Annotated in this window: 18 protein-coding genes; 15 read left to right on the top strand and 3 right to left on the bottom strand. The window is 45.6% G+C overall.

Features of this window, described 5'->3' with window-relative positions; translation table 11 throughout:
• Positions 1 to 23: 23 nt before the first annotated feature.
• From RQP52_RS11455 to RQP52_RS11430, 6 genes are all read left to right on the top strand, one after another.
• Positions 24 to 488, top strand: a complete 465-nt coding sequence (locus RQP52_RS11455; protein ID WP_315951550.1) for a RidA family protein — start codon at positions 24 to 26, stop codon at positions 486 to 488.
• Between the two features lie 1,019 nt (positions 489 to 1,507).
• Complete coding sequence (locus RQP52_RS11450; RefSeq protein ID WP_315951548.1) at positions 1,508 to 1,900, top strand: DoxX family protein; 393 nt, start codon at positions 1,508 to 1,510, stop codon at positions 1,898 to 1,900.
• 176 nt (positions 1,901 to 2,076) lie between these two features.
• Complete coding sequence (locus RQP52_RS11445) at positions 2,077 to 2,880, top strand: MerR family transcriptional regulator (RefSeq protein WP_315951547.1); 804 nt, start codon at positions 2,077 to 2,079, stop codon at positions 2,878 to 2,880.
• A 68-nt stretch (positions 2,881 to 2,948) separates the two neighbouring features.
• The gene (locus RQP52_RS11440; RefSeq protein ID WP_315951545.1) at positions 2,949 to 3,992 is read left to right on the top strand and encodes a phosphotransferase; all 1,044 of its coding nucleotides are present in this window, start codon (positions 2,949 to 2,951) and stop codon (positions 3,990 to 3,992) included.
• Positions 3,993 to 5,351 (top strand): hypothetical protein, encoded by a 1,359-nt coding sequence (locus tag RQP52_RS11435; RefSeq protein WP_315951543.1) that lies wholly within the window; start codon positions 3,993 to 3,995, stop codon positions 5,349 to 5,351.
• A 300-nt stretch (positions 5,352 to 5,651) separates the two neighbouring features.
• Entirely contained in the window at positions 5,652 to 6,356 is a 705-nt protein-coding gene (locus RQP52_RS11430; protein WP_315951541.1) for an SDR family oxidoreductase, read from the top strand.
• A 26-nt stretch (positions 6,357 to 6,382) separates the two neighbouring features.
• On the opposite strand, the gene RQP52_RS11425 is transcribed toward RQP52_RS11430, so the two are convergent.
• Positions 6,383 to 7,252, bottom strand: coding sequence for a DMT family transporter (locus tag RQP52_RS11425; RefSeq protein ID WP_315951539.1), 870 nt, complete (start codon positions 7,250 to 7,252; stop codon positions 6,383 to 6,385).
• Between the two features lie 119 nt (positions 7,253 to 7,371).
• Between RQP52_RS11425 and RQP52_RS11420 the strand changes: the two genes are divergently transcribed.
• Both RQP52_RS11420 and RQP52_RS11415 read left to right on the top strand, forming a co-directional pair.
• Positions 7,372 to 8,745, top strand: coding sequence for an aminotransferase-like domain-containing protein (locus tag RQP52_RS11420; RefSeq protein WP_315951537.1), 1,374 nt, complete (start codon positions 7,372 to 7,374; stop codon positions 8,743 to 8,745).
• Positions 8,746 to 8,775: 30 nt separating this feature from the next.
• Positions 8,776 to 9,228 carry a GNAT family N-acetyltransferase gene (locus RQP52_RS11415; RefSeq protein WP_315951536.1) on the top strand — a complete coding sequence of 151 codons (453 nt, stop codon included), beginning with the start codon at positions 8,776 to 8,778 and terminating at the stop codon, positions 9,226 to 9,228.
• A gap of 17 nt (positions 9,229 to 9,245) precedes the next feature.
• Here RQP52_RS11415 and RQP52_RS11410 read toward each other — a convergent pair whose 3' ends face one another.
• Complete coding sequence (locus RQP52_RS11410; protein WP_315951533.1) at positions 9,246 to 10,595, bottom strand: MATE family efflux transporter; 1,350 nt, start codon at positions 10,593 to 10,595, stop codon at positions 9,246 to 9,248.
• Between the two features lie 189 nt (positions 10,596 to 10,784).
• On the opposite strand from RQP52_RS11410, the gene RQP52_RS11405 reads away from it, so the two are divergent.
• Positions 10,785 to 10,985 carry a hypothetical protein gene (locus RQP52_RS11405; RefSeq protein ID WP_315951531.1) on the top strand — a complete coding sequence of 67 codons (201 nt, stop codon included), beginning with the start codon at positions 10,785 to 10,787 and terminating at the stop codon, positions 10,983 to 10,985.
• Between the two features lie 43 nt (positions 10,986 to 11,028).
• A complete protein-coding gene (locus RQP52_RS11400) occupies positions 11,029 to 12,405 on the top strand; it encodes a sulfatase-like hydrolase/transferase (RefSeq protein ID WP_315951530.1) in 1,377 nt (458 codons plus the stop codon).
• Here the strand turns inward: RQP52_RS11400 and RQP52_RS11395 are convergent.
• Positions 12,402 to 12,863, bottom strand: coding sequence for a nuclear transport factor 2 family protein (locus RQP52_RS11395; RefSeq protein ID WP_315951528.1), 462 nt, complete (start codon positions 12,861 to 12,863; stop codon positions 12,402 to 12,404). The genes RQP52_RS11400 and RQP52_RS11395 overlap by 4 nt on opposite strands.
• Positions 12,864 to 13,294: 431 nt before the next feature.
• On the opposite strand from RQP52_RS11395, the gene RQP52_RS11390 reads away from it, so the two are divergent.
• The 5 genes from RQP52_RS11390 (at position 13,295) to RQP52_RS11370 (ending at position 17,838) form a co-directional block, all read left to right on the top strand.
• Positions 13,295 to 13,648, top strand: a complete 354-nt coding sequence (locus tag RQP52_RS11390; protein WP_315951527.1) for a Na-translocating system protein MpsC family protein — start codon at positions 13,295 to 13,297, stop codon at positions 13,646 to 13,648.
• A 414-nt stretch (positions 13,649 to 14,062) separates the two neighbouring features.
• Entirely contained in the window at positions 14,063 to 15,109 is a 1,047-nt protein-coding gene (locus RQP52_RS11385; protein WP_315951526.1) for a Nif3-like dinuclear metal center hexameric protein, read from the top strand.
• A 24-nt stretch (positions 15,110 to 15,133) separates the two neighbouring features.
• Positions 15,134 to 16,183, top strand: coding sequence for an ABC transporter substrate-binding protein (locus RQP52_RS11380; RefSeq protein WP_315951525.1), 1,050 nt, complete (start codon positions 15,134 to 15,136; stop codon positions 16,181 to 16,183).
• A gap of 4 nt (positions 16,184 to 16,187) precedes the next feature.
• Positions 16,188 to 16,967, top strand: a complete 780-nt coding sequence (locus RQP52_RS11375) for an ABC transporter ATP-binding protein (protein WP_315951524.1) — start codon at positions 16,188 to 16,190, stop codon at positions 16,965 to 16,967.
• On the top strand, positions 16,948 to 17,838 hold the full coding sequence (locus tag RQP52_RS11370; RefSeq protein WP_315951523.1) for an ABC transporter permease: 891 nt from the start codon (positions 16,948 to 16,950) through the stop codon (positions 17,836 to 17,838). The genes RQP52_RS11375 and RQP52_RS11370 overlap by 20 nt, the downstream gene beginning before the upstream one ends.
• Positions 17,839 to 18,132: the final 294 nt, after the last annotated feature.

Genomic DNA, 18,132 nt, shown 5'->3' with positions numbered 1-18,132 from the left:
ACGGAAATTAACGGAGGACAACGATGAGTGTAATTTCGAGCAGATTAAAAGAATTAGGTATTGAGTTGCCAGTTCCAGGTGTACCCGTAGCAAAATATGTGCCAGCTGTAACAGTTAACAATCTGGTCTATACATCAGGTAATGATTGCCGCATGAATGGTAAGCTTATTTTTGAAGGGAAGCTAGGAAAAGATCTGACGATTGAACAGGGACAATTAGCAGCAAGGCAAACGATGATTAACCTGCTAGGTGTATTGCAAGCGCATCTGGGTGATTTGGATCGGGTGGAGAAAGTAGTGAAGCTATTAGCCTTTGTTAACAGTGCGAGTGGCTTCGAGGATCAGCCGTATGTCATAAATGGAGCTTCGGAGCTGCTTGAGTCTGTTTTTGGTGAAAATGGCAAACATGCCAGATCGGCCATTGGCACATCCGATTTACCTTTTAACACGCCAGTGGAAATTGAAATGATTGTTCAAATCAAATCATAGGATGCCGCTTCTCGTTCAGTAGAGCGGAGAAGGTAGTTTTAAAAAAAAGATATCGTGGTTAGATGAAAAGTCGCATTTGATGCGGCTTTTTTTATTATGCCTGAAGGTAGGGCCAGTAGTTCCCCGAGAAGCCGGGCTAAACAGCTGAGGGCGCAAATAGTGCCCTCAGGTTCCGCTAATTGCCGCCGCGTGCAGCTTGGCAAGTCGGCGGGTAGGCTTGGCCGAGGCTGCGGCCCGGCTGTGGGGAACTACAGGGCGCTATTTCTGAGAAATAGGCCCATTACTGCGCCGAAGGGGAACTGAGGTCCCTTATTTTTAAGGATTGGGCTAATATTCCGCCAAATACATAGAAATAAGGGCCAGTAGTTCCCCGAAAAACCAGGCTAAACAGTTGAGGGCACAAATAGTGCCCTCAGGTTGCTCTATTTGCCGCCGTGTGAAGCTTGGCAAGTCGGCGGGTAGACTTGGCCGAGGCTGCGGCCCCTTATTTCTATGAATTTTGGTTTTTTTATCCTCATCAAAATCAGATGGAGTAGGATACTTCCAATATGTGTTAAGATATTAACGACACTCCATTTTTTAAATAGGAGGAAAATTAATGTTCATTCCATTTTCGTACTTGGGACGACCTAGTTACGGGGAGCCCTCTTTTAGTTGGTTCTCCTTTAAGAGAGATAGAGACAGGTAATATTGAAAATTTCAATTTACATTACACAGGAATAGTAAAGCATTTTATTTTGTATGGCCTGGAGAATGATTGGAATGGAACAAACAGAATAGTTTTCAAAGATGGGCTAGAAATACTCAGTAAGTTGGGATAAGACGTTATACCGCTAAAACCATGACAAATTATTGTTCCGCCGCGGTATCGGTACAAGAGAGTACAGGGCAGGGACATGGCTGCATTTGCATGGGGATTTTATAGAAAAAATTTTCCCTATGTCGATTTCACCATGGTTCATTCGTCGTACTATTTAGAAGGACAAATCTTAGTGAATCAGTTAAAGGAGAAATGGACAATGACAAAAGCAATTTCTAAAGGACGACTATGGACGGCGAGAGTGATGAGTGGAATAGCCATTTTATTTATGCTGCTTGACAGTATCATGAAATTATTTAAACCTTCATTTGTTGTTGATTCTGTCAATTCACTTGGTTTCCAGGAGCATCATATTTATGTGATGGGCATACTCGGACTTCTTTCAACCGTTCTTTATATAGTGCCACGTACAACGATCTTGGGTGCTATACTGTTGACCGGTTATTTTGGAGGCGTAATGGCAACTCAGGTTCGTCTAGACGCCCCGCTTTTCTCCACGATTCTGTTTCCCGTATATCTGGCAGTGTTGGTTTGGGGAGGTCTTTGGTTGAGGAATGAGAAAGTACGCAAAATCTTTTCTTTGCAACAGTAGTGTGAGTGGGGCAAAAGAGGAACATGATTACATGAAAAGTCGCAGGTGATGCGGCTTTTTCATTTTATATTGGGTGACTACAACATAAAATACATTCATTTAGGTAAAATTTATAAGAAAAGCTTGAGTAAGACGCAACGTCATACTTTAAATTAATGGAGAGAGGAGAGTGTGACTTGGGTCAACAATATTACCATACGAGCGAATTTGCAAAAAAAACATCTGTAACTATTCGTACTCTTCAATATTACGATAAGATGGGCGTTCTTTCCCCTTCGGAGCATACACAAGCTGGATATCGATTGTACTCTAACGAAGATCTGCTCAAGATGCAACACATTCTGGCTCTGAAGTTTCTCGGTTTCACTTTAAGCCAAATCAAAATCCTGATTAAAAAAGGTCCACAGCAAATTTTGCCCGCTTTACAAACACAAAAAGAGATGCTGCTGGAAAAACGCGCGCAGCTCGATTCCATCCTTTCTATAATCGGAGAAACGGAGAAGATGGAGAAGGACGGCGTGGTCGACTATCATTCAATCGTCGAACTAATGGAGGTTATGCAAATGGAATTGAAACCGGAATGGGTTAATAAATATTTGACCCCTGATGAACGGAAGACGATGCGTAATCTGGCTATAAATTCATATTCACAAGAGGCGTTAAAAAAGCTTGCAGACCAGGAGTTCATCGAAGAATCGCACCTCCAATATACCCTATTTCGAGCAGAGCTCAAACGGCTTGTGGCAGCAGATGCCGATCCAGGTAGCCTGGAAGCCCAGAATCTGGCACGTTCCTTAACGGAACTAAACGCACGTCGATCGCAGGGAGACCCAGATATCCTTAAAGGAATGGAACAGGCCTGGCTTAACTTCAACTCGCTTCCCAGCGAAAAGAAGCCGCAGATTTACACGCTATCCATGGAAGAGAGGGATTTTATCAAACAAGTATTTATCATCATGTACAAGCAATCCGCCGACTAATAATAGCATCTGTAACCTAACGGTAGCTCTCGGAAAGTGGATTTTGACTAAGGGAGAGGGGAAAGCGTTTGAAAGTTAAATATCGAATCGAAGATAGTGATCTTGTAACAAAGCTTGATAAAGAATATGGGATACAAGTTGAAAGCGTTAACTTCATACCCCTGGGGGATTCAGCTTACTCTTATTTGTTGAATTGCACAAACGGGGAACGATACTATCTGAAATTATATGACCATCAAAATGACAGACAAAGAAGTAATACTGAGAGACTTCAATACTACTTACCATTAACTTGGCAAATGTATCATCAAGGACTTTTTCGGAACATTACATATCCAATTAAGAATCAGAATGGTGGTTTTAAAACAACTTTCACTGATATCACTGTAGTATTGTTTAATTTTATTGAAGGGGAGACATTGGCGGAAGCCTATCCGTTTTCAAAGGAGATTCTTGAAACCATTGCTAAATCAGTGGCACTAATTCAGAAAATTACCCCTTTTATAGAAAAGACTGCATTGTTGACAGAAACATTTGATATTTCGTTTGAGTCTGACCTTGAGAAGTGTATTTCGCTGCTTGAGAATACCAAAACATTTAGCAATTCTATTAAACAGACCCTAAGAGAGCATGTTTTGGCAAAGAAAGAACAAGTTTTTGCCTTGTTGAATCTCGTGCGTAAGCTTCGTGGCATAGCCCTAGCTGATACAAAAGAGAAAGTACTGTGCCACGGTGATATTTGGGGAGGTAATTTGATTCGTTGTGAGAATGGGTTGTATTTTATAGATTGGGAATCAGCGATGATTGCGCCTCCAGAATATGATTTGGTTGGCTATATAGGTGAGGAATTCGGTGTTTTTTTCTCAACGTACGAAAAGCATACAGGCAAAATTGTGACGATTAATCCTGACTTATTACGGTTTTACTCTTATCGTCACCATCTCAGGAATCTAACTAGTTGGTTAATGAATATTCTGCATCGCAACACTGAAGAGGAGCAGAATGAAAACGATTTGGAAATGATTCTTTGCCATTGTATGAACCGTTGGGATAGTATTGAACCAAGGATTAGGGTTGTGGAGGCTTTGTTGAATAACAGGAGGGACGGATAGATGAAAACGGATATAAGGCGGGGGCATAAAGCACCGGCGTTGCAAGAGGCATACGGCGCTAATCGTCCGCAATCGAGTGTGAACGGGGGAGGTGCCGCTTATCAGAAACTTCAAACTGCGCATCAAACGTTAGGCAATCGGGCAGTACAGCGGATGGTGGAACAGACCTTTCCCAGGATAAAGGAACATCCCGGACAGGAATCCTCAGCAGGTCCCGTAGTCCAACGTTTGGAGGACAACGAGAGCTTCAAGAAGAGGACACCGGTCATGTTAAGACTGATGAACAAAATTAAAAGTGTCGATAGCGCACTCGCTGATTATCATAAGGTGGCTGAGAATGATTACGCTCAACGAAACACGCAACTGGAGAAAATCATAACGGAATGCAATACATATCTAGATAATCATCCGAAAAAGGATTTGGTTCCTGGGGTGAATGAGCTGAAGCGGCAGGCGATTGCAGAAAAGAGCGTCATCGAGTTGATCGCACAGGCTGAAGGTGAGTCGGGAACGCAGAAGTTTTACAATATGGTCGAAGCTCAGGATAAATGGCTGCTTGTGAAGAACGATGTGCCAGGTCTGGGCCGCATCGTATTTGGTCCGATGTTTGATAAAATTATCGTGGAGCTAAGAGTGACTCCCGGAGCCATCGAAGAGATACTGCAGCACGAGGCCGACCAATTGAAGGCTATAGCCGACGATTCGGATACGCCCAATATTACGAAGCAGGTGCTGGCCGAGGTCTTGGGCAATAAGGGTGAAATCAAAATGAACGCGTTGAACCCGGGAGCACGCTTTACGAATGATAAGGAGAAGAAACAAGGGGTGCAGGAGAAGTATGTGGTCAATCACGGTCTCAATGCGCCGGGCGGCTCGGCGGAGCGGCTAGGGTCGCTTACCCATGAATTTACGCATGTATCTATCTCAGAGAAGTTCGACAACACGCCGTTGTTCTTCGCCTTCGATCCGAGTACGAGTGAGGACGAGGTGATGCAGCTTGTGAATAAGCGCCACCAGCATCTGGACACGCTGATCAGCACCCTCGACTCGGGGGAATTCTCACAAGAGCAGCTATCTCTGCTCAACATGAAGCTAGAATATCCTCGCAAAGGAGGCCCAGGGGGTGTGCAGCGATACATTACAAACTTTTTCCAAAGTAATAAAATAACGGCACAGGAGAAACAGAAGGCCGAATCTTTGGTTAATAAAGGAATGGACAATACAGTCATTGAATTTGATACGGTCATCAATCAGATGCTGATCTATATGCATCAGTGGAAAATTGCCTTGGAAAATCCGTTCTACAAACTACTGCGGGCGGTTGCCGAAGACGCTTACAACCACCGAATGGGGGCATAGTAGCGGAGATTACCATATATCATTAAGCGTGTTAATGGCTTTAACCTCAAAAAATCTTCACCAAAACGGTGAGGATTTTTTGAGGTTAAAGCCATCTTGATGAAAATGAATCATCTTTATATTAACGTTAATCATTAGTAAGAATGTTAGTTCAACACAACAGTTTGTTTAACGAGACGGCAGCCGGTCATGGCTGCCGTTTTCCATTGAAGTAACGAGAGATTAATGAAAAAAAGATAATTTCAAAATATATTGGCACAATATAGAAAGAAAAAATCATAAATAACAGGAGATGAGACAATGAACATTTCAAAACAAATTGCTCTTGTAACAGGAGCTAACCGTGGTCTAGGGCGTCATCTTGCAAATGAGCTTCTCTCCAGGGGAGCAAAAGTTTATGCGGGCGCCAGAATACCTGAATCCATTGATCTTCCGGGAGTGATTCCACTGAAACTCGACATTATCGACGAGAAGTCGGTTGCTGCGGCGGCAGAGGCGGCTAACGATGTAACTTTGCTAATCAATAATGCGGGATCGAGTACTGGCGCGGCGCTACTAGACGGGGATATGGAAAAAATTCATTTGGAAATGAATACGCATTACTTTGGCACACTCTCGATGATACGCGCTTTTGCTCCGATTCTTGAGACAAACGGCGGGGGAACGATCCTGAATATTTTATCTGTTCTATCCTGGTTCAGCTCCAGCGGTTATGGTGCGTATTCAGCGGCAAAATCAGCACAATGGAGTTTAACAAACTCGTTCCGATTGGCTCTAGGACCTAAAAATATTCGTGTTTCTGGCTTACATGTAGGATTTATGGATACGGATATGACGGCAAACATTCAAGCGCCAAAAGTGAATCCAGCTGAAATTGCCCGAATTGCCATCGACGGGATTGAAACCGACAGCTTCGAAATTGTGGCAGACGAAACAAGCCGCAAAGTACTGCAGAATTTATCCGGTGGTGTAAGTGCGGTTTACCCTCAATTATTTAGTAAATAAGGGTCTGTCTGGTAGCGTTGAATTTGTTAGTGTTTCGCCGCAAATCGCCGAGCTAACGCCACGCACAACACAACCCCCATATTGACAATAAAGATGGGCCATCCAATGGTTTCGTGCAATAATAAAGCGGATAATACAAGACCAAAGAAAGGCTGAAGGAGTTGCAACTGCCCGACGGCTGCAATTCCTCCTAGCGCAAGACCACGATACCAAAAAACGAAACCGATGAGCATGCTGAATAAAGAGACATAAGCAAGGCTCAAGAGCGACGTAACACTCGTACTAGACCAAGAATCCGGTCTGTAATAAAACGAAAGCAGTGCCATAACGGGCAGCGACAGGATAAGCGCCCAAGAGATCACCTGCCAGCCCCCTAATCTCCGTGAGAGTCTAGCTCCTTCCGCATAACCGTAACCACACGCGATAATAGATGCCAGCATGAGCCCATCACCAATAAGTGAAGATGCAGCTCCATTTGTTAAAGCGAATCCTACGACAAGGGAGCTGCCCAAAACCGATAGTATCCAAAAGATCGGTCGTGGACGTTCACCACCTCGCCATACACCGAAGATTGCTGTCGCTAGTGGCAGAAGCCCCACGTAAATAATCGCATGCGAGGCCGTGACATATTGGAGGGCTAAGGCAGTGAGCAGAGGAAACCCTACAACCACACAGAGTGCTATTACCAATAGAGGAACAATGTCACTTTTGATAGGCCGTTGCTGCTTGAAGATGAGGAGTAACACACCTGCCAGCACACCAGCTATAGCGGCTCGGCATACGGTGAGAAACAAGGGGTGAAAATCCATGACAGCCAATCGTGTTGCCGGTAGAGATCCACTGAAAACAAGTACCCCTAACATTCCGCTAAACCAGCCATTTGTCGTTTTGTTCATTTGAATCACCTCGAATAGATCTTTGGTTGGTGATTTGTATTATAATAGGTACAGTAAATGGCGTATACTGAGTTTATTGTGGTTTGTATGGGTACAGATTTTTAGTTGGAGGTGTATGGATGACGAGTAAAAAGGAATCAATCATACAGAGTATTCGCTCTGACATCATGGGTGGTCTCCTTAAACCCGGTCAAAGACTGCCATCGATTCGGAAACAAAGCGAGAAATACGATTGCAGCCTTAACACAATCATTAATGTGTATCAGGAACTGGAAACTAAAAATCTGATTTATTCCCGGCCGAAGAGCGGTTATTTCGTTGTTGCGCAAGAAGTGCTGCTTCCTTTGATTCAAATGAAACGAATCGATTTTGCATCCGCTGCTCCAGATCCATCGTCGATCTCACAAAGTGACTTCCGTCAATGCATGAACAAAGCCATGGATCTATTTGAAGATTCCATTTTCACCTATCCCGATTCGCAAGGTTTACTTTCGCTTCGCCAAGAGATTGTGAAACTGTTTCAACAGCAGCAAGTATTCGCTTCCGAACAGCAAATCTTTGTATTCTCAGGCGCGCAGCAAGCACTTCATCTTCTATCCGGGATGCCTTTCCCTAATGGAAAAACGAATATTTTGGTGGAGCAACCAACCTATTGGGGGATGCTCGCTGCATTAAGAGCCCAAAAACAAACGGTGATCGGCATCGAAAGAACGCCTGACGGGATTGACTGGGCAGCTTTGGAACGCCATTTTCAAAGCAATATGATTAAGTTCTTTTATACCATTCCGCGATTTCATAATCCGTTAGGCACTTCTTATACACAGGAAGAGAAGCAGAGACTAGCAGAACTTGCGAAAACTTACGACGTTTATATCGTTGAGGATGACTATCTTGCTGATTTGGAAACAAACTCGAAAGCAGATCCTATTCGCGCTTATCATGGCGCCAGTCATGTGATTTATCTTCGAAGCTTTTCCAAAGTGATGCTGCCTGGTTTAAGGCTTGCGGCGGCGGCAGTGCCGGATTCATTAATTCCTTTGCTCCACTTGCATAAACAAACGGCGGATCTGAGCACCTCTGTTTTATCTCAAGGTGTACTGGAGATTTACATGAAGTCCGGGATGTATGCTCATCATGCCAAGCAAATGAAAGCCTTGTACAATCATCGCATAAAAACATTAGGGGAAATTTCAAAGCGATTATTGCCACGTGAGTCCTTATATTCCGTACAATCCAGCGGAGGGCTTTTCGCGTCAATACGCCTTCCAGGCCCTAATACGGAAGAAATGGTTAAGCGGTTGGAGATTCGGGGAGTTGATGTGGTGCCATCCGATCAGCAGTTCCTTTCTTCTTTTCCCAAAATGAACTTGCTGCGACTTAGCATCATACGAACGGATGAGCAGGATATGGAAGAGGGCATCCGCATTATCGCTGAAGAATTGGAACGTGCTCAGCCTACAAGCAGTTCTCCTAAACCATTTGCTTGGATTTGAGAAAATCATAAGAATCGAGGCGTAATAAACATGCAAATACGAGAGTTAAAAACGAATGAACAACCGCCATTAGAGCTGCTATTGTTAGCGGATCCCTCACAGAAGCTTGTAGAAGGCTATCTTCAAAGAGGACAATGCTTTATTGGTACATTGAATGAGCAAATCGTAGGTGTCTATGTGTTGCTGCCAACAAGACCCGATACCGTAGAATTAGTTAATATTGCCGTTGATGAAGGACACCAAGGCAAAGGTTACGGAAAACAGCTGGTGAAGCATGCCATACAAGTTTCCACAGGACTTGGATTTAAAACTATGGAGGTAGGCACCGGAAATTCCAGTGTTGGGCAGCTGGCCCTTTATCAGAAATGCGGCTTTAGAATAACGGGGATAGATAAAGACTTTTTTATTAGACATTATGAGGAGGAAATGATTGAAAATGGGATACAAGTCATCGATATGATACGGCTATCACAAGATTTATAAAGGCTAGATTGCTCAATCTAGCCTGCTTCCTCCCTGGTAACCAACACTTTGTTCTCCCAGGCCCTACTTTTCCAACGGAATAATAAGAGCAATCCCCGCACGCCTTCGTCCATGATGAACACACCCCACATCCCAACGAGTCCGTACCCTAGACGAATGCCTACCCAATAGGTTAACGGGACGCACAGTCCCATGATGACACCCACGCCAATAAGAAGGATGAATCGCGCATCACCGGCAGCCCGGAGGGCTTCACCTATCACAATGTTCAGACATCGTATAGGCTCCAGAAGGAAACCAAACGTCAGTAAAAATGCTCCCAGTGTAATGATTTCGACGTTATCCGTAAACATACCGATCAACTGTTTTCTGAACAAAACGGTTAATGTGACCGCGGCAAGTGAAAGCAGTAGGCTGAGCAGCAAGCTGCGAAACAACTGCCTGTAAGCCTCTTCTTTTTCCCCGGCGCCTACCAGTCGACCGATAATAATTTGAGTTCCCCGTCCAAGGGAAATAGCCAGCACCATAATGAACGTCATAATATTTTGGGTATAAATCCGGGTGGAAAGCATTTCAGCGCCAAGCTGTGTGATAAAATAGGTCGTCATCAGCTGGCTGATCGAATAGACGAGGGAGCCCCCGGCTGTCGGAATCCCGATGGACAATATCTTTTTCAGATCTGCGAATCTAGCTTTGTAGAAGCTGCTGAAGGATAAGTTCAATCGAACGATTTTCTTTAAAATGATGCTGTACACCATGAGTCCAATGAATTGGCTGACGATTGCCGAGATCGCGACACCCGGCACGCCGAGTTTGGGAAAGCCGAAAGGACCGAAAACAAATAAAATACTGCCGGTCAAATTGACCAGGTTAACACCTAAGCTGACCGCCATTGTATATCTTGTATACCCATGCACCTGCGTGATGGATGCAATAGTCAGATTAACGGCCTGAATAAATAAAGAGCCGCCCACGATTGAGAAGTATATGCGGGCCTGCTCCAGTGCAGCTGGCTCCAACCCGAAGGGCTGCAGCAGCTGTTTACTGAAGCATACGATACACAGGCTGACCAGAAAGCCGAACAGGAAATTAAGCGCGATGGCTCCAGCGGCAAACTTCTTGACTTCTCTGCTTTTATTCGCGCCCAAACATTGTGAAATAACGATGGCGGAGCCGGTTGAGATGACTTGCAGCAGCAAAAATAAAAAAATAATGAGCTGATTGCTGACGCCAACCGCTGCAACGGCTTCATCCGAAATATGACTCACAATGAACGTATCCGAAGTTCGCATAAACACCTGTAAGGATGATTCAATAAATAAAGGCCACGTAATGGCAAATAGGCCCAGTTTTTTTGGAGTGGTCATGGGTAAAAGAGCTCCTTCGATGCTGCGCGATATGAATCTATATGAATCTTCTCTTTATCTTGGGGGATGATGAAACCGTTTTCTTTGCAAAATGTGGGCAAATCATTGCTTATATTGACTCAGTAAGAGAAGAATTTTCCTGGCGAATCACTAGGCATTCATGGCGGATTAAGCGATAGAGCCTTTTTCATGTATGAGGAAACTTGCCGTATTCCTTTATTTGTAAAGTCGGCAGGAAATAGCGTGCATCGTGAAGAAAATCACTTTGTTGGCCCATGCGATCTGTATGCTACAATCCTTGAACAGGCAGGTGTAGAGCGGGAAAAAGCGCGGAGAACCGGGATGGACGGTGCCTTGAAAATATTTAAGCGCATGCGGGATCTCCCTTAGAAAGTTGAAGGAAATCAAATTTGGGGAAGGCTGGTGCTACATCATGCAGGCTAAAAGACCGAATGTCGTTTTTCTTATTTCAGACGATCATCGCGACGAGGCAATAGGTGCTTTCTGTAATACGGTTATACAGACTCCCATATTGGATGGATTAGTGAATAACGGCGTCTCGTTCAGGAATACGCATATTTTCGGCGGATTAACGGGCGCTGTCTGTGCCCCAAGCCGGGCGTGCGTTAATACGGGGAAATCCATTTTTCACACCATGGTGGGGCAGGAACTGCACAAATGTGAGCACTCTTCAGGCATTCGTCCCGACATCAAATTAATGCCGCAATCGCTGCGGGAATCGGGATACTATACGCATGCGGTCGGCAAATGGCATAACGACAAAGCGAGTTTCGCGAGAAGTTTTGATGGCGGTGACAAGCTGTTTTTTTACGGCATGAGCCCGCATACCCAAGTGCCTGTCCAGGACTTCGATCCAACGGGGGAATATCCCAAGGAGCGGGAATATATTGAAGAAACGTTTTCGACGCAATTATTTACCGATGCAGCCGTGCAGTTTGTTGAAGCCTATAATGATGAGAGCCCGTTCTATCTGTATGTGGCGTATACGGCACCTCATGATCCACGAACAGCGCCTGAACCTTATGCTTCCATGTATCATCGGGACGATATTCCGCTGCCTTCTAACTTTAGCCGGGAACACCCTTTTGACAATGGAGAAATGTTGGTTCGCGATGAGAAGTTGGCTGCCCTGCCTCGGGATGCGGAGGAAATTCGCCAGCATATCGCAGACTATTATGCGATGATCACTCACATGGATTCGGAAATCGGGCGTATCGTGGAAGCTCTGAAAGTGAAGGGCATCTATGAGAACACGCTTATTGTGTATACCGCAGATCATGGGTTAGCCCTTGGGCAGCACGGTCTAATGGGGAAACAGAACCTGCATGAACATAGCGTTCGAATTCCGCTCATTATGTCTGGGGTTGGCTTGCCGCAAGGCAGACAGATCACGGGACTTTCAAGTAATATCGATATTTTCCCGACGGTTGCTGCCATTTGCGATGTGGAACTTCCGAAAGAAACGGAGGGCATTTCATTACTCCCGCTCGTCTCAGAGGAAGAGGGTGCCATCCGAGACGTTGTATGTTCGGTGTACAAAGATGTGCAGCGCATGGCCATGGATGGGCAGTGGAAGCTTATACGTTACTACCGCTCGCCCATTTCGGGATTAGGAACGGACCGCGTCCAGCTATTTAATCTGATGGAGGACCCTTGGGAAACGACGGATTTATCCACTCACGCGATCGGGGCTGAACCGAAGGAACGGCTAACCGCTGCGCTTGAGGACTGGATGCGAGTGACCGGCGACTTTCTGGCCAGCAGCAGCCCTAGTTCGCTAGTAGATTAAAGACCTAGCTCGGAGAGGCTCGGATAGTTATCCGGGCGCCGTCCCAATGGCCAGTGATATTTCCGCTCAGCCTCGGTAATCGGCATATCATTAATGGAAGCGTAACGGCGTTGATTCAATCCCTTGGCGTTAAATTCCCAATTCTCATTCCCGTAAGAACGGTACCATTGGCCGCCGTCGTCATGCCATTCATAGGCGAAACGTACGGCGATCCGATTGCCGCTGTAGGACCAGAGTTCCTTGATGAGTCGATAGTCCAACTCTTTATTCCACTTTCTCGTAAGGAACTCGATGATTTCTTCTCTTCCTACAGGGAATTCGACTCGGTTCCGCCAGCGGCAATCTTCGGTGTAGTCTAATGCAACCAGTTGAGGATTTCGTGTATTCCAGTCATCTTCGGCTTTTCGGACTTTGGCCGTTGCCGTTTCCAATGTAAAAGGCGTTAAAAAAATTTTCATACAAGTTCTCCTTTGCAATATTTCCTTCTCAAAAGGGAGGCATAGTCATATGTACCAGTATATGTACTTGTGAGATAGGTGTGTGTCATTAAAACCTCTTATTCTTCTTCCGAGTGAAGGTGAATGGGAGGTTTTTTTGGTGATGTTAGTGCTCTTGCATGGGTTGAGGGAACTCTAGTCCGCTATAATTCTGAAAAGGGACTTCTTCCATTTGCAGTGGGAACTACGATCCACTATCTTGCCCAATTTCACCGGAAAACCGCGCCATGGCGGTCAAATAAGGGCCTGTAGTTCCCCTCCGGCGAGAAAATAGCTTGTTTTCCTATAAATAGAGGACGCCAGTTCCCTTCCGCTAAAAGCTTGGCGGAAATCTTCATCCTCGCGAAGTTCCTTGTGATATAATGGGAGAAAAAATGGTAGGGAGCGGTTGGATGAAGCATTCATACTCGCCCGGCGAATTGAAACAGGAAATTATTAAAATCTATAATTCTATCAACCAAGAAATATTCGGAACCGGCATCAAATCGCAAAAGATTGACATCTCCGGGGACAAGGTGTTTATTTTTGCTACGCACAAGCGTATACCGGCTTTGAAAATACTGGACGGCTCGAATCGGAGTTTAACCGCTAGCGTGGACATACTTCTTATGGAGGCTAACAAGCGCATGCTCAAACAGCAGATAGAGAGCAAGCTTGGCCTGGAGGTCAAGTTGGTGCTGAAGGATTACGACCCTGAGACGGAATTATCCGGTACCGTGATTTTGTTCAAAGAGCCCTTGGAATAATCGTGTTATATAATATGACGCGAAAATGTGCTATGAACTAGATTCTTCAAATTTTCATTGACATGAATCTTATTTGTTGTTATATTAACTGACATAAACGTTTGAAAAATAATTTTGTATACAATATGCAATTACCAGAGTATTTTCCGCAAATTTATGCTATGATGGCAGTGTAAGCGTTTTACAAGAGGAAGCATTAAGGGTCGAATCCTTGTGTGAACAAGAGATCAGATGCCATAGTGCTGCTCTTCACAAGCCTATTTTCATGCAGGTGCTAAGGAGCTCCAATTATAGGAGAGCTTTACGACCGCTACTAATGACACTATCGGATTCTTTAAGTCCGTATGCTCATAAGTAGCGGTTATTTGTTATTTGCCAGGTTAGAAAAAGCAGCAGGAGAAAGGAAGGGCGAAAATGAAGAAAATCCAAAAGCAAACGGATGTAGGACAAGTACTTGAGGCACTGAATACCATTTCTAGAGGAAGGATGGTGATGGATTGGAATGAGATTACTGCGGGAACGAATCCGTACGTTGTTATGAAAACCTCGAACATCCCGGGCAAAAGTGTCATTGAAATTCCTGGTCTCATTTTTGGTGATAAAAAGAAACCGGTCAAGAAAATCGGCGTGGGCATGACCCTGACCGAATCGGTGATCGAGCTGGCCTCGGCCATGAAGCTTGACCTCATTGTTGTGCATCATCCCGTAGCAGACGCCGCCAGCTCAGGGGGAGTGCCATTCTCGGATTACTTGCCTTTATATAACTTGGCGCTGATCGAAATGCACGAAGCGTTCCACGGGCTGCACCCCGGAATGACATTCTTGCATGGTCATCGCAAATTGAAGACGGACATTGCCTTCGGCGGTGTTCCGGGGAACATTTTACATAAGGGAATAGCCTTGGAAGGGATTAAGACGGCGGGCGACATCCTGGAACGTATCCATCATTTGATGGGCAGAGAGATGGATGATGACATTCTTGAAGCCGAACGGGCGATTCGTGGAGAGCACTCCCTGCAAGAAGCGACGCTTGCAAATCCGGCACAGCTGCTCAGCGGCACGGTGAATAGTCCTGTTGAGCATGTTCTGCACTTTTTCCCGCATACCGGATTTTCCATGAGCAATCTGGAAATGGCCTTGCAAATGTATCCCGAGACCGACACGATTATCGCGAGCATCAGCCGGGTAAGAGAGGATCATGCATTTGTTGATCTAGCCAAACGGCGCGGACTTAATTTTATCGTCGGTAATTCGCATTCCGTTGAGCTTATGGAGAATGGGCTTCCACTCGCGTACGCCATAGAAATGCTGCTCCCCGATGTCGAAGTGTTTTTGCTCAGAGAGCGTATAACCGCTGTTCCCCTCAAGGATGTAGGACACAAAGTGATGGTTGATTATGGGAAAGAAATGGCAGAGACGCATTTGGTGACCAAACAGCCCCAGGCTGTACAATTCCTATAAACATTTTTGAAAGGATGATTGCTCATGTTCAAAATGAAGAAAATCGCCATTATTTCACTCGCCGCTATGCTCCTGACAGTTGCCACCGGATGTGGCTCGACAACATCTTCGACAACCGTGCCCGCCGCTGCAGCGGACAAGAAAAAGGAGGAAGCCCTGCAAACCGTCAAATTTTCTGAGGTTATCCGTTCTGTTTTTTATGCGCCGCATTACATTGCTATGGAAAAAGGATTTTTTAAAGAGGAAGGGCTGAACGTGGATATGAATACCGCGCAAGGCTCGGACAAAGGAGCGGCTGCACTGATCGCCGGCATTGCCGACATTTCGCTTGTCGGACCCGAGACCGCCATCTACATTTATAACCAAAAAGGCGATAAAACACTTAAAATCTTTCACCAGCTCACGATGAAGGACGGCTCTTTTTTACTCTCGCGAAATAAGGTTGATAACTTCAAATGGAGTGACTTGGGAGGCAAGTCAGTGATTGGGTGGAGGCCTGGCAGTGCGCCGCAAATGGTGCTGAACACGAAGTTGACGCAAGAAAAGGTTGCTCAGACGGACGTTGTGACGAATATCGCCTCGACGGCCATGGCGGGTGCTTTCACAAGCGGCAAAGGGGATTACATTCAAGTCTTCGAGCCCATCGCGTCCAGCTTGGTGAAGGAAGGTAAAGCTCACTATGTTGCTTCCGTTGGACAAGATTTTGGGGCTTTCCCTGAAACATCTTATGTGGCCACCTCCGATTACATAAAGAAAAACCCTGTCATTATCCAGAAATTCGTCAATGCCGTAGCCAAAGGTCGAGCATGGATGCAAACCGCATCTCCAGACGATATCGCTAATGCATTAATGCCGTTTTTTGATGGGACGCCTAAAGATATCATTATTCAATCTGTTGATCGTTATATGAAGCAGGATACTTGGCCGGCGGTTCCGGAACTGAATGCTGGGCAATTTGACACGCTGCAAAAGGTGTTGATCGATAACGGTGTGCTGAAACCGGAACAGAAAGTAACGGATATCAACGCCGTAGTGGATATGAGCTTTGTGAAAAAAATCGGGAAGGCGGAATAGACGGATGGCACAAATCCAATTGAAGGATGTTTGCCTCAGTTATTTTACTCTGAAGCAAGAGACCGAGGCGATACGCAAAATCAATATGTCGATTCAAGCGGGTGAGTTTATTAGCATTGTTGGTCCAAGCGGCTGCGGCAAAAGTACGATGCTTTCTCTGATCTCCGGCATGTATAGACCAACAAGTGGCAGTGTGTTGATTGATGGGCAGGAAGTGATCGGCACTTCGCCAAAGGTGGGATACATGCTGCAGCATGATCATTTGTTTGAATGGCGTGATATCTTGAGTAACTTGCTAGTTGGCGCTGAGGTACGCAAGATGGATTTGCAGAAAGCCAGGCGGAAAGCCATGGAGCTGCTGGACCGTTACGGGTTGGGCGGTTTTGCTCATCATAGTCCGGCACAGCTTTCAGGCGGAATGCGCCAAAGGGTCGCCTTAATCCGTACGCTCGTGACGGAACCGGACATTTTGCTGCTGGATGAGCCGTTTTCCGCTCTCGATTATCAAACACGGATCACGCTGAACGATGAAATTTTCAGGATCATCAAAGATCAAGGAAAGACCGCCGTGCTTGTCACTCACGATATATCCGAGGCCATCAGTATGGGAGACCGGGTCATGGTTATGTCCAAGCGGCCGAGCACGATTTCATCGGTTTACGATATTGAACTTGGTAAGGGAGAACCGTTAACTCCGTGGAACAAACGAGAAGCGACCGGTTACAATGAGTACTTTAATCAAATTTGGAGGGAGTTGGAAGGACATGTCGTCACTGCCGGTTAGTGAGCCAAGTATGGGTTCGGAGGCGATAAAAGAGCAATCCATAGCCTTGGTTCCGGGAATCCCGGAAAAGGCAACATCCGTTCAGTATGCCAAATATCTGCGGGTGCAAAAACGCAAGCTGTGGGCGGTTCGCCTAACCCAACTGTTGGTACTCATCCTGTTCCTGGGGCTCTGGGAACTCGCCGCTAATATGAAGTGGGTAGACTCCATGTTAACGAGCAAACCATCGCAAATTGTCAATTCATTTCAAGAGCTTGCCTTCCATGGCGATCTGTTCAAGCACACATGGACTACGGCAATTGAAACTTTTATCGGGATAGTCGTGTCCATGCTGTTAGGTACACTCGTAGCCGTTGTGTTCTGGTGGTCAACCTTTGCTTCCAAAGTATTGGAGCCGTACGTCGTAGTATTGAATGCATTGCCGAAGGTAGCGCTTGGGCCGATCTTTTACATCTGGCTTGGAGATAAGTACTCGATTTACGGGATGGCCATGGCGATATCGGTCATCGTCACCATTATTATGGTGGAGAGCGGGTTTAAGGAAATTAGCAAAACGAAGCTCAAACTCATGGAATCCTTCGGTGCAACCAAGGCGCAGATGCTGCGGATGGTGCTGCTGCCGGCAAGCATTCCTAACTTGATTGCAACGTTAAAAGTCAATGTCGGTTTGACGCTTGTCGGCGTCATTATGGGAGAATTCCTGTCCTCCAAAGCGGGGCTCGGTTATTTAATTATCTACGGCGGTCAAGTTTTCCAAATGAACATGGTCATGGTGAGCATAGCGATGTTGGCGCTTCTATCCATTGTTTTGTACGGATTAGTGAATGTGATCGGACGGATTGCGAAGAAAAAGTATCACTTTGAAGCATAGTTTGTTGGCTAATTTCGGGAAGGGATGAATGTGGGTGAGGAGGCTTCGAGTGATTAGCTCGGAGCTTTTTTGTTTATAGTGCTAACGGACTGAGCAGCCGTTATGGGGCTAGAATTAGAAGTGGACACATCGTTAAGTGACCCCAATAATAGACTTAACGAATAGGAGGGTGTCCGCCCATGGGAGAGCAACGCCAACGATATAATGAAGATTTTAAGAAACAAGCAGTAAAATACGTTCAAGAACAAACAAAGACATTACCGGAAATCGCAGAGGAAATGAACATCCCCGCTG

It is taken from the genome of Paenibacillus violae (genome assembly GCF_032461945.1).
Lineage (GTDB): Bacteria > Bacillota > Bacilli > Paenibacillales > NBRC-103111 > Paenibacillus_E > Paenibacillus_E violae.
Note: the sequence above shows the minus strand (reverse complement) of the source record. Positions and strands in the feature narration are given on the sequence as shown.